This window comes from Haloferax gibbonsii ATCC 33959, assembly GCF_000336775.1.
Classification (GTDB): domain Archaea; phylum Halobacteriota; class Halobacteria; order Halobacteriales; family Haloferacaceae; genus Haloferax; species Haloferax gibbonsii.
This window is the reverse complement of the sequence record NZ_AOLJ01000005.1, coordinates 105388-117339: the sequence shown is the minus strand read 5'-3', so window position 1 is coordinate 117339 and position 11952 is coordinate 105388. Positions and strand designations below refer to the sequence as shown.

The window sequence follows — 11952 nt, the reverse complement described above, 5'->3', positions numbered from 1 at the left end:
TTGGTGTACCTATTGGGTCATGGTATGAGTTCAGAACAAGTGTCGAAATCCAAAGTCCACCTTTCGGTCGAAAACATTGGTGGCATCGACAACCTGTCAACGTCGTTCGAGCCGGGCGTGACGGTTTTGGCGGGACGGAACGCCACGAACCGAACGTCGCTTTTGCGGTCCATCATGGCCGCCCACGGGAGCGACGACGTGGCGCTCAAGGGCGACGCCGACGAGGGTTCGGTCGAGCTCACCATCGGCGACGAGACGTACACCCGGACGTTCGAGCGACAGGGCGACACGGTCATCTCCGGCGGAAACCCCGTCCTCGACGACCCGGACCTCGCGGACCTCTTCGCGTTCCTGCTCGAGACGAACGACGCCCGACAGGCGGTCGCACGCGGTGACGACCTCCGCGACCTCATCATGCGTCCGGTGGACGTCGAGTCCATCAACGAGCAGATCGAGTCGCTCCAGCAGGAGAAACGCGACATCGCCGACGAGCTCTCGACGCTCAGCAACCTCTCGGACCGCCTGCCGCAGCTCGAACGCCGGCGGACGAAACTCGAAGACCAAATCGAGGAGAAGGAAGACGAACTCGCCGAGAAAGAACAGGAAGTCGAAGAGTACGACGCCAGCGTGAGCGAGCGGCAGGAAGTCGAAAGCGAGCTCGAATCCAAGCTCGGCGACCTCCGGAGCAAGCGCCGCGACATCAACGACGTGGACCGCCGCATCGAGACGGAGAAACAGAGCCTCGACGCCCTCGAATCCGAGGAGGACGAACTCGAGGACGACGCCGAGGACCTCCCCGAAGTCGCGGGCGGCAGAATCGACGAAATCGAGTCCGAAATCAGCCGGCTCCGGACGCGACGCCAGCAGATTCAGTCGACCGTCAACGAGCTCCAGTCCGTGATTCAGTTCAACGAGGAGATGCTCTCTGGCACCTCCTCTGACGTCGTGGACGCGCTCCGGGACGCCGACGACTCCGGCGGCAGCGTCACCGACCAACTGCTCGGCGACGACCAGGTCGTCTGCTGGACGTGCGGTTCCGAGGTCGATAAGTCCGAAATCGAGGGCACGCTCGAACGCCTCCGGACGCTCCGCGAGGACAAGCTCGAGGACAACCGCGCACACCGGGAACAGCTCTCCGAACTCGAAGACGAGAAGTCCACCTACGAGCGCCGCCAGCGCGAGCGCGACCGCATCGAGCGCCGCCTGTCCGAAATCGAAAGCGAGCGCGAGACGCGCCAAGAGCGCATCGAGGAGCTCAAATCCGACCGCTCGGACCTCGAAGACGAAATCGACTCGCTCGAACAGACCGTCGACGAACTCGAAAGCGAGGAACACGGCGACCTGCTCGACCTCCACCGCGAGGCGAACCAGCTCGAATACGACCTCGGCCGCCTCCGCAGCGACCTCGAGGACGTCGAAGACGAAATCGCCGACATCGAGCGCAAACTCGACGAGCGCGACGAACTCGAAGCGGCCCGCGAGGACATCGAAGACGAACTCGCGGAGCTTCGGACGCGCATCAAGCGCCTCGAATCCGAGGCCGTCGAGGAGTTCAACACCCACATGGACGACGTGCTCGACGTGCTCGAATACGACAACCTCGACCGCATCTGGATCGAACGCACCGAAAAGCGGGTTCGGGAGGGCCGAAAGAAGGTCACGAAGTCGGTGTTCGACCTCCACGTCATCCGGACGAACGAAGACGGCGTGAGCTACGAGGACTCCGTCGCCCACCTTTCGGAGTCCGAGCGCGAGGTGACCGGCCTCGTGTTCGCGCTCGCGGGCTACCTCATCCACGACGTCTACGAGACGGTTCCGTTCATGGTCCTCGACTCGCTGGAGGCCATCGACTCGAACCGCATCTCGCGGCTCGTCGACTACTTCGCGGACTACGCCGACTACCTCGCCGTCGCCCTCCTCGAAGAGGACGCGCAGGCCGTCGACAGCGACTACCCGCGCTACTCGCCGGCGTAACGCCGCCGCCGACGGGTTCATCTCTCGTTTTTTCGCACCCGCGTCGAGACGCACTCCGGGCTGAGCGCCCCGTTTCGAGTTACACTATTAGGTGTGTCACGAGTCGAGTGAATCCGACGGCCGCGAACCGCGCTCAAGAGAGCGCGATGCTCAGTTCGAGTTCCTCGGCGATGCCGAGGAGGACCTCGGTGAGTCGGTCGAACTGCTCGCCTTTCATCCGATTGGACGGGCCGGCGACGCTCAGCGCGCCGAACACGTCGCCGTCCGGTCCCATGACGGGAGCCCCGACCGCGCGGACGCCGCTGATCTGTTCTTCGACGTTCAGCGCGTAGCCGCGCTCTCTGATTTCGGCGAGTTCGTCGAACAGCGCCTCCTCGTCGTGAATCGTCTGCTCCGTCTCCTGCGGGAGACCGACCCGGTCGATGATTTCGTGGACCCGCTCTGTCGGCATGTGGGCGAGGATGGCCTTCCCGCTCGCCGTCGAGTGGAGGTAGACGCGCTTTCCCACGGTCGACTGCGTCCAGACGCCGTGTTTTCCGGGCGAGGTGTGGACGTACACTCCTCGGCCGTGCTCTTCGACGGTGAAGATGGAGCGCCGCTCGGACTCCTCGGCGAGCACGTTGGTGTAGTGTTCGGCTTTCCCGAAACGGCGTTTCCGCGTCCGGACGAAGTTCCCGAGGCCGAGGAAGCGAAGCCCGAGATGGTAGGTATCGCCCTCTTTGACCACGTATTCCTGCGCTTCGAGGGTCGTCACGTGGGTGTGCGCGGTACTCGGAGCGATGTCGAGTTCGCGGGCGATTTCGGTCACGCCGGCACCGTCGCGTTCCCGGAGTAATTCGACGATTCTGAGGGTTGTGACCGTCGTTTTGAGCGAGCGGTCGTTCGCGTTTGTGGTCATTACCTGCGGGTCGTCACCACGACACATAGTATTTTCGGCTCTCCCGAATGATGATTGCTAGATGATGAATCTAGGGCGTACCGACGCCGAAACGAGTCGTTTGTGAACGATACGCACGATACGTGCCCGATTCGGAGGATACCACCCCGTCCCTGATTCGGCGAGCGAGACAATCGAAACCGGGAGATAGCGGCTCGAACGCCCCGGGTATCCGGTGCTACGCCGCTTTCTCGGTTTCGGCGTCTCCCACCGCTCACATTCGCCCCTCGTGAATCACAATCTCTAACCCGAATATGGCGCCTGAACGTCCACCGCTCCGGAAGTGTTATTATGGTTTCTCCAGTCGAAGCACACGAGACGCAATGAATCACAACGAGACGTTCGAGACGGTCGAGTCGCTGGAGGCGGAACTCGTCTCGCTCACCGAGTCGCTCTGGGAGACGCCCGAGCTCGGGCTTCACGAGACCGAGTCAGCCGAGTTGCTCTCGTCGGTTCTCCGCGACGCCGGGTTCGACGTCACCGAGGGTCTCGGCGGGATGCCGACGGCGTTCAGCGCGACCTACGGCGAGGGCGAACCGCACGTCGGCATCCTCGGCGAGTACGACGCTCTTCCCGGACTGTCGCAGACGGTGTCGTCGAGCAGAGAGCCGGTCGAGGCCGGCGCGCCGGGCCACGGCTGCGGGCACAACCTCTTCGGAGTCGCCGGTGTCGGGGCCGCGCTCGCCGCGAAGCGCGCCATCGACGACGGGCGGGCCGAGGGGACGGTCACGTTCTTCGGCTGTCCCGCTGAGGAGATACTCGTCGGCAAGGTGTTCATGGCCCGCGACGGGGCGTTCGACGACCTCGACGCCGCGCTCACGTGGCATCCGAGCCACCTCAGCGCGCCGTTCATGGCCCAGACGCTCGCGATGAACTCCGTCGAGTACACGTTCTACGGCGAGTCGGCCCACGCCGCCGACAGCCCCCAGTCCGGTCGGAGCGCGCTCGACGCGGTCGAACTGCTGAACACCGGGTCGGAGTTCATGCGCGAGCACGTCTCCGACGACGCCCGCATCCACTACACCATCCCCGACGGCGGCGGCGCGCCGAACGTCGTCCCCGCGGAGGCGACGGCGTGGTTCTACGTCCGCGCGCCGACTCGCGACGAGGTCGACCGCATCACCGACTGGCTCGACGACGTGGCCGAGGGCGCGGCGCTCATGACTCAGACGACGGTGTCGCGGCGGTTCCACACCGGCTGTTACGACTACGTGGCGAATCACGCGCTGTCCGACCAACTGTTGGAGAACATGCGACTCGCCGGTCCCATCCCGTACACCGACGAGGACCGCGAGTTCGCGGCGGAGCTTCAGGAGACGCTCTCGGCCGAGACCATCGAGGCGCGGACGGCGCAACTCTCCGAAGAGCGACGCGAGGCGGCGCGCTCGTCGGTGCTGTATCCCGACGCCCAACCCTCCTACGACGTGGGGACAGTGCTCAACGGCTCCACGGACGTCGGCGACGTGAGCTGGATTACGCCGACCGCGCAGTTCTGGGCGGCGTCGTGGCCGGTTGGGACGCCGTCGCACACGTGGCAGGCGGTCGCCGCAAACGGGAGCTTCGGGTCGAAGGCGGCCGTGTACGCCGCGAAGGTCCTCGCGGCGACGACGCTCGACCTCCTCTCGGACGAGGCGCTGGTGGCGGCGGCCCGCGAGGAGTTCGAGGCGTCGGTGCCCGGCGAGTACGAGTCGGCGCTGCCGGAGGGGACGGAACCGCCGTTCCACCTCACGCTGTAGGCGGTGGACGTCGGTAAAATCTCGTTTCGTTCGGGGTTTCGTCGCTACAGTTCGTCTCTCGGTCGTCGAGCGTCGCGTTACTCCAGTTCCGACCGGAGGTGCGTCAGGATGCGCTCGGTCGTCGCCTCGATGACTTCTTCGAGGAACTCGGGGTCGGACTGCGTCGGGTCGCCGAGGCCGCCTTCGACGGTCAGGTCGTCGAAGTGGGCGTACTGGCGGACTTCGTAGCGGTTCTTCTTCGTCTGCGGCGTCTTGCGGTCGCCGTGGACGAGTTCGGGGCGGTAGTGCTCGATGACGCTCGTCTCGTACTCGCCGGCGTGACCCCACTCGGTGCCGAACCGCTCTTCTAACTGGTCGCGGGCGAAGTCGGTCCAGTGGGCGTAGTACGAGTCGAGTCCGTGGTCGCGCTGGAGCCGGTCGAGCGCGAGCTTGTGCGGTTCGATGTTGCCACCGTGGAAGTTGGCGACGAGAAACCGGGTCGCGCCGTGGCGCTGGACCGACCGGCCCACGTCGATGATTATCTCCTGGTACGTGTCGGCTCCGAGCGAGACGGTCCCCGCGTAGTTGATGTGGTGCTCCGAGTAGCCGTACGGGAGAACCGGCAGAACGAGGAGGTTCAGGTCGTGTTCCGGGGCCGCCGCGGCGAGTTCCGCGGTCAGGTTCTCCGCCCGGATGGAGTCGACCGAGGTCGGGAGGTGCGTCGAGTGCTGTTCGGTTGCTCCGCAGGGGAGCACGACGAAGTCCGCCTCGTCGAACGCGGTTTCGGCTTCCTGCCACGTCATCTCCGCTAGGAGTGACTGTGACTCCGTTGAGTCCATACGGAGATACGCACAGTTGTCGTATATAATACTTCACGAAGCGGCAGCCTGAGGTAATAAGAGGAAACGGATGTACAGTATGCAAATGCTTATGGTGGTGATGCCGAAATGATTCGGCGTCAATGATGAGAGAGAGTGTCTCACGTAGAAACATACTGAAAGCGACGGGTGCGTCGATACCCGTCTTACTCGCCGGCTGTACGTCCGACTCCGGTTCCGAAACGACGACCGAGGGCGACGGCGGCGGCGGAACGACCACGAGCGGCGGGACGGAGACGACCACCGGGAGCTCCGACGCGACGATAAACATCGGACAGTCGCTGAACCCCGTCCGATTCGACCCGATAACGCAGCTTTCGAACCCCGACGCGCTCGTCGCGAACCGGGTGTTCAGCCAGCTGTACACCTACGGCGAGGGGACGGACGTGGTCCCGAACCTCGCGACGAGCATGCCGACCATCGAACGGGACAACACCCGTTATATCGTCGAAATCGTCGACAACGCGATGTTCCACAACGGCGACCCGGTCACCGCCGAGGACGTGGCCTACTCGTTCCGCGCGCCGATAGAAGAGGAGACGCCCCTCTTGGGCATCTTCAGCGTCATCGATTCGGTCGAGGCCATCGACGAGACGACGGTCCAGTTCGACCTCTCGAACCCCTACGCGATGTTCCAGCACGTCCTCACCCATCAGGTCGTGCCGGAGGCCGTCCGCGAGGAGGACAAAGAGGCGTTCAGCACCCAACAGCCCATCGGTTCGGGGCCGTTCAAGTTCGTCGAGTGGGAAGAGAGCAACTACGTCACGCTCGAACGCTGGGACGACTACTGGGGCGACGAACTGCCCAACGTCGCGGGCGTCGAGTTCACGCCCATCACGGAGTCGACGACGCGCGTCACCAACCTCCGGACGGGCGACGTGGACGTCATCGAGACGATTCCGCCCCGACTCTGGGACACCGTCGAGAGCACCGAAGACACGAGCATCTCCGAAATCGAGAGCGTCGGGTACTTCTACGTCGCGTTCAACTGCAACGAGGGCCCGACCGCCGACAAGCGCGTCCGCGAGGCCATCGACTACAGCTTCTCGATGGACGACGCGGTCGACCGCTACATCGACCCGGCCGGCCTCCGTCAGTACGGCCCGCTTCCGGGGCCGATGGTCGAAGAGTGGGACATGCCGCTCGAAGAGTGGATGGAGATTCCGAACGACAAGGACGTCGAGCAGGCGACGGCGCTGTTCGAGGAGGCGGGCGTCCCCGCCGACTGGGACGCGAAGATTATCGTCCCGCCGGACGACAACCGCGAGAACATCGGCCTCTCCATCGCCAACGGCATCAAGGAGGCCGGCTACGAGGCCCACGTCGAACGGCTCGACTGGGGCGCGATGCTCAGCCGCGCGTACACCGGCAACGCCTCGGACTACAACATCTACGTCCTCGGGTGGGTCCGCTACCCCGACCCGGACGACTTCATGTTCAACCTGTTCCACGAGGAGTCCGAGGGCGTGAACCAGGGCGTCTACTACAAGAACGACGAGGTCATGGACCAGATTAAGGGCGCGCGCGAATCGACCGACCGCGACGAGCGCCAACAGCTCTACCAGTCCGCCATCTCGACGCTCTTGGAGGACAAAGTCCACCTCCCCGCGTTCAACTACAAGAACTCCTACGGCGTGAAGTCCACCGTCAGCGACTTCCAGGTCCACCCGGTCTCGCCGCAGAACCCGCGGCTCCTCACCGGCTACAACAACGTCTCTGTCGACAGATGACGTTACCTTGTCGGTAACAGTTACCAAACGTTATATGCTCACTCCCCATCCACTCCACCCATGACGACAACCGGTTACATCGGACGGCGATTACTCCAAATCGTTCCGGTCATGCTGTTCGTCGTTACGGTCACGTTCGTCCTCATCAACTCGATACCCGGCGACCCGGTTCGCATCCTCGTCGGGCCGGCCGCCGACGCGGCGGCTATCGAGGCCGCCCGCGCGAAGTACGGCCTCGACCAACCGCTGTACGTCCGGTACGTCAGGTACCTCGCGGCGGTCGCGACGGGCGACTTCGGGACGAGCATCCACTACGGTGGGGTCGCGGTGACGGAGAAAATCTTCGAGCGGCTCCCGGTGACGCTCTTGCTCCTCGCGTCGAGTTTCACCCTCGCAATCGGCACCGCAATTCCGCTGGGCATCTTCGCCGCCAAGAACCGTAACAACGGCTACGACCACCTCGCCCGCGTCACGTCGCTCATCGGCGTCAGCACGCCGAGCTTCTGGGTCGGCCTGCTGCTCATCATCGTGTTCGCGTACTACGGCGACCTCCTGCCGCCGAGCGGGCTCATCATGCCGTGGGCCGACCCCGCGTCGGTCGACGGGGCGACGTCGAGACTGGACGTGCTCGTGACTGCGGCGTCGCATCTGATACTCCCCTCTATCACGCTGGGGACGCTTCAGATGGCGGCTATCACGCGCATCGAGCGGTCGTCGATGCTCGAAGTGCTCAACAAGGACTACGTCCAGCTCGCCCGCGCCTACGGCGTCTCGGAGCGGACGATTCTCCGGCGGCAGGCGTTCAAGAACGCGCAACTGCCGGTGCTTACCGTCATCGGCATCCAGATGACGACCGCCCTCGGCGGCGCGGTGCTGACCGAGACGGTCTTCAACATCAACGGGATGGGGAACCTCATCATCACCGCGGTCCGGGCGCAGGACTACCAGCTCATCATGGGCACGACGATATTCTTCGCCATCGTGTTCGTCCTCGGCGTGCTCGTCGTGGACGTGCTGTACGCGGTCATCGACCCGCGCATCTCCTACGGGGGTGGTTCCGGTGAGTGATTCGACGGCCGCCGTCGGCGACTCGGCCCGCACGGGCGGCGTCGCGGACGCCGACGAGCGCTCCGCCGTCTCGCGCTCCTCGCAGGTGCTCCGACAGCTCAATCGCAACTCGGCGTCGCGCGTCGGCCTCTACGTCATCGGGCTCGTGACGCTCGTCGCGCTGTTGACGACTATCGACGCCGACCTGTTCGACTACCAGTTCGCGGCGACGTTCTGGTACCACCCGGAGAACGACCCGGCGGGAAGCACCATCCTGCTTCCGCCGGTCGGCATCGAAAACAGCTTCGGGACGGGGTCGTGGGCGCATCCGCTCGGGACGGACCACCGCGGCCGCGACATCCTCGTCAGGCTGGTCTACGGCACCCGCATCGCCGTCCAGGTGGGTCTCATCGCGACGGGCATCGGGATGACCATCGGGACGGTCGTCGGCGCGGTCTCCGGCTACTACGGCGGCTGGGTGGACGACGTGCTCCAGCGGTTCGTCGAATCGCTGTACGCGATTCCGTTCCTCATCCTCGTCATCGCCATCATGTCCGCGTTCGGCCGTGAACTCGGCATCGCCATCGTCGGCGTCTCCATCACGACGATTCCGGTGTTCACGCGGCTGATTCGCTCACAGGTGCTGAGCGTCCGGGAGATGGAGTACGTCGAGGCCGCGAAGGCCGCCGGCGTGCGCGACCGCCACATCATCTTCCGCCACATCATCCCGAACAGCTTCGCGCCGGTGCTCGTCCAGTCGACGCTGCAGGTCGGCGTGAACATCCTCATCGTCGCGTCGCTGTCGTTCCTCGGGTTCGGGGTCCAACCCCCGACGCCGTCGTGGGGGCAGATGCTCGCCCACTCGCGGCAGTACATGATCGTCAACCCGTGGTTCAGTATCTGGCCCGGCCTCGCGATTCTCGCGACGGTCATCGGCTTCAACCTGCTGGGCGACGGCCTGCGCGACGCAATCGACCCGCGGTCGAACGACTGACGATGAACGGACCACACGTCTCACCGACCGTCCGCCGCGGGGCCGGGAGCCGCCCGGCCTCCGCCAGTCGCTCGCTCGCCGAACTATCGCTCCCTTCCCGGGACGGCGTCGGAACTCGCTCTCGCGGTTCTGCAGAGGCACCCATCTCACGCACCGACGCCCCCCACCACTCCACGACCAATGTCTGATACGCTACTCACCGTCCGCGACCTGCACACCCACTTCCGCACCGACGCGGGGACCGTTCGGGCCGTCGACGGTATCTCGTTCGAGGTACAGCGCGGCGAAGTGCTCGGCTTAGTCGGCGAGAGCGGCGCCGGAAAGAGCGTCGCGGCGCGGAGCATCATGCGCCTCATCGACTCGCCGGGCGTCATCGTCAACGGCGAGGTCCGCTTCGAAGACGACCTGCTCGTCGGCGTCGAGCGCGGCGACGACCCCGACGACGAACCGCGTCAGGACCCCGAGATGCTGTCGAGCCGCGAGATTCGCGAGCGTATCCGGGGCCGCGAAATCGCGATGATATTTCAGGACCCCACGGAGAGCCTCAACCCGGTGTTCACCGTCGGCGAGCAGTTGAGCGAGATTATCGGGCTCAACCGCGACGTGTCGGCGGTCGAGGCCGAGGCCATCGCCGTCGAGCGCCTCCGCGAGGTCGGCATCCCCGAGGCCGAACGCCGGATGGACGACTACCCCCACGAGTTCTCCGGCGGGATGCGCCAGCGCGTCCTCATCGCGATGGCGTTCGCGTGCGAACCGAGCCTCGTCGTCGCCGACGAGCCGACCACCGCGCTCGACGTGACCGTCGAGGCGCAGATTCTCGACCTCGTGAAGGACCTCGCGGCCCGCTACGACACCTCGTTCGTCTGGGTCACCCACGACATGGGTGTCGTCGCCGAGATATGCGACCGCGTCGCCGTGATGTACCTCGGCGAAATCGTCGAGCAGGCGACCGTCGACGACCTCTTTCACGACACGAAACACCCCTACACCGAGGCGCTTCTCGGGTCGATTCCGCGGCCCGACCGCGACGTGGACGGCCTGTCGCCCATCGAGGGCATCATGCCGGAGGCCATCAACCCGCCGAGCGGCTGTCGCTTCCACACGCGGTGCCCGCACGCCCGAGAGGCGTGTCTGCACGTCCACCCCGACGCCCGACTCGTCGACGAGGGCGGCGAAGGAGACGGCGACGTGGCGATACAGGCCGGTGACGGAACCGCCGTCACCGAAGTCGCCGCCGCGCCGCACCGGGCGGCGTGCCTGCGCAACGACTCGTTCGCCGAGGCGGGCTACTGGGAGAGCGCCCCGCTCGACGACGCCGAGTCCGCCTCCGGGTCGGCCGCCACAGAGTCGGATTCCGCCGAGACCGGTGACGCCGCCGAGACTGGGACCGGTTCAACCTTCGACCCCGACGCCGACCCGCTCCTCAGCGTCCGCGACCTGCGGAAGTACTTCGACGCGAGCGACGGCTTCCTCGACCGCCTCCGGTTCGACCGCGACGCGGGACTGCTTCCCTTCTCGGTCGACCGCGAGTACGTTCGCGCGGTCGACGGCGTCTCGTTCGACATCCTGCCCGGCGAGACGCTCGGCCTCGTCGGCGAGTCCGGCTGCGGGAAGTCCACGCTCGCGCGGACGCTCCTCCGGTTGGTCGACCCGACCTCCGGCGACATCGTCTTCGACGGGGAGAACCTCGCCGAACTGTCGAAAGAGGAGCTTCGCAAGCGCCGCAAACGCATGCAGTTCGTCTTTCAGGACCCGCAGGCGTCGCTCGACCCGCGGATGACCGTCGGCGAAATCGTCGAGGAGCCGATGCAGGCCCACGGGCTCTACGAGGGCGAACGCGAGGCGCGGGCGCGCGAACTGCTGGAGACGGTCGGCCTCGACGCCGACCACTACAACCGCTACCCCCACCAGTTCTCGGGCGGCCAGCGCCAGCGGGTCAACCTCGCGCGGGCGCTCTCGGTCGACCCCGACTTCATCGTCTGCGACGAGCCGACCTCGGCGCTCGACGCGTCGGTGCAGGCGCAGGTGCTCAACACGATGAAGGAACTTCAGGACGAGTTCGGGCTGACGTACCTCTTCATCAGCCACGACCTGAGCGTCATCCGCCACGTCTGCGACCGCGTGGCCGTGATGTACCTCGGCGAACTGGTCGAACTCGCGGACAAGGACGACCTGTTCGAGTCGCCGAAACACCCCTACACGCGGGCGCTCCTCTCGTCGATTCCGGTGCCCGACCCGCGGGTGTCCCGCGAGACCGTCCCGCTGTCCGGCGACGTGCCGTCGCCGATTCACCCGCCGAGCGGCTGCCGGTTCCACACTCGGTGTCCGAGCCTCGTCGCCCCGGAGGACCTCGACCTCGGCGACGAGGACTGGGACCGCGTGCGCCGGTTCGTCAGAGCCGTCCAGCGCGAGTCCCCGGATGTCGTCGCCGACGATGCTCGCGCGACCTACTTCCCAGACGGCCTCCCCGCCGGCGACGCCGGCACGACCGTGGAGCGCGCGCTCTCGCTCGCGGCCGGCGGCGCGTGGCGCGACGCCGCGTCGCTCCTGACCGAGACGTTCGTCGAACCCAGCGTCTGTACCTCCGAGGTGCCGGCGCTGGACTCGCCCGACGAACTCGACCGTATCGTCAGCTGTCACCACTACTCCTGAAAAAGCGCCGCCGGCTTTACCTCGC

Annotated in this window: 8 protein-coding genes; 6 read left to right on the top strand and 2 right to left on the bottom strand. The window is 65.8% G+C overall.

Annotation, left to right across the window (positions count from 1 at the left end):
* Window positions 1–24 precede the first annotated feature (24 nt).
* Window positions 25–1974 carry an archaea-specific SMC-related protein gene (locus tag C454_RS01785; protein ID WP_049904909.1) on the top strand — a complete coding sequence of 650 codons (1950 nt, stop codon included), beginning with the start codon at window positions 25–27 and terminating at the stop codon, window positions 1972–1974.
* Window positions 1975–2107: 133 nt separating this feature from the next.
* Here the strand turns inward: C454_RS01785 and C454_RS01780 are convergent, their stop codons facing one another.
* The gene (locus C454_RS01780; protein ID WP_004972015.1) at window positions 2108–2872 is read right to left on the bottom strand and encodes an IclR family transcriptional regulator; all 765 of its coding nucleotides are present in this window, start codon (window positions 2870–2872) and stop codon (window positions 2108–2110) included.
* 362 nt (window positions 2873–3234) lie between these two features.
* Between C454_RS01780 and C454_RS01775 the strand changes: the two genes are divergently transcribed.
* A complete protein-coding gene (locus C454_RS01775; RefSeq protein ID WP_004972013.1) occupies window positions 3235–4647 on the top strand; it encodes an amidohydrolase in 1413 nt (470 codons plus the stop codon).
* 77 nt (window positions 4648–4724) lie between these two features.
* On the opposite strand, the gene C454_RS01770 is transcribed toward C454_RS01775, so the two are convergent.
* Window positions 4725–5429, bottom strand: coding sequence for a creatininase family protein (locus C454_RS01770; RefSeq protein WP_049904908.1), 705 nt, complete (start codon window positions 5427–5429; stop codon window positions 4725–4727).
* A 161-nt stretch (window positions 5430–5590) separates the two neighbouring features.
* Between C454_RS01770 and C454_RS01765 the strand changes: the two genes are divergently transcribed.
* The 4 genes from C454_RS01765 to C454_RS01750 all read left to right on the top strand — a co-directional run bounded on the left by C454_RS01765 (window position 5591) and on the right by C454_RS01750 (window position 11927).
* Window positions 5591–7234, top strand: a complete 1644-nt coding sequence (locus C454_RS01765; RefSeq protein ID WP_049904919.1) for an ABC transporter substrate-binding protein — start codon at window positions 5591–5593, stop codon at window positions 7232–7234.
* A 60-nt stretch (window positions 7235–7294) separates the two neighbouring features.
* Window positions 7295–8302, top strand: coding sequence for an ABC transporter permease (locus tag C454_RS01760; protein WP_049904907.1), 1008 nt, complete (start codon window positions 7295–7297; stop codon window positions 8300–8302).
* Entirely contained in the window at window positions 8295–9275 is a 981-nt protein-coding gene (locus tag C454_RS01755; RefSeq protein WP_193363448.1) for an ABC transporter permease, read from the top strand. The genes C454_RS01760 and C454_RS01755 overlap by 8 nt, the downstream gene beginning before the upstream one ends.
* Before the next feature lie 180 nt (window positions 9276–9455).
* Window positions 9456–11927 carry a dipeptide ABC transporter ATP-binding protein gene (locus tag C454_RS01750; RefSeq protein WP_004972002.1) on the top strand — a complete coding sequence of 824 codons (2472 nt, stop codon included), beginning with the start codon at window positions 9456–9458 and terminating at the stop codon, window positions 11925–11927.
* Window positions 11928–11952: the final 25 nt, after the last annotated feature.

Bases quoted from the DNA above. Each gene is read 5' to 3' on its own strand.
- C454_RS01785 (WP_049904909.1), top strand. From the start codon at position 25: ATGAGTTCAGAACAAGTGTCGAAATCCAAAGTCCACCTTTCGGTCGAA.
- C454_RS01780 (WP_004972015.1), bottom strand. From the start codon at position 2,872: ATGACCACAAACGCGAACGACCGCTCGCTCAAAACGACGGTCACAACC.
- C454_RS01775 (WP_004972013.1), top strand. From the start codon at position 3,235: ATGAATCACAACGAGACGTTCGAGACGGTCGAGTCGCTGGAGGCGGAA.
- C454_RS01770 (WP_049904908.1), bottom strand. From the start codon at position 5,429: ATGACGTGGCAGGAAGCCGAAACCGCGTTCGACGAGGCGGACTTCGTC.
- C454_RS01765 (WP_049904919.1), top strand. From the start codon at position 5,591: ATGAGAGAGAGTGTCTCACGTAGAAACATACTGAAAGCGACGGGTGCG.
- C454_RS01760 (WP_049904907.1), top strand. From the start codon at position 7,295: ATGACGACAACCGGTTACATCGGACGGCGATTACTCCAAATCGTTCCG.
- C454_RS01750 (WP_004972002.1), top strand. From the start codon at position 9,456: ATGTCTGATACGCTACTCACCGTCCGCGACCTGCACACCCACTTCCGC.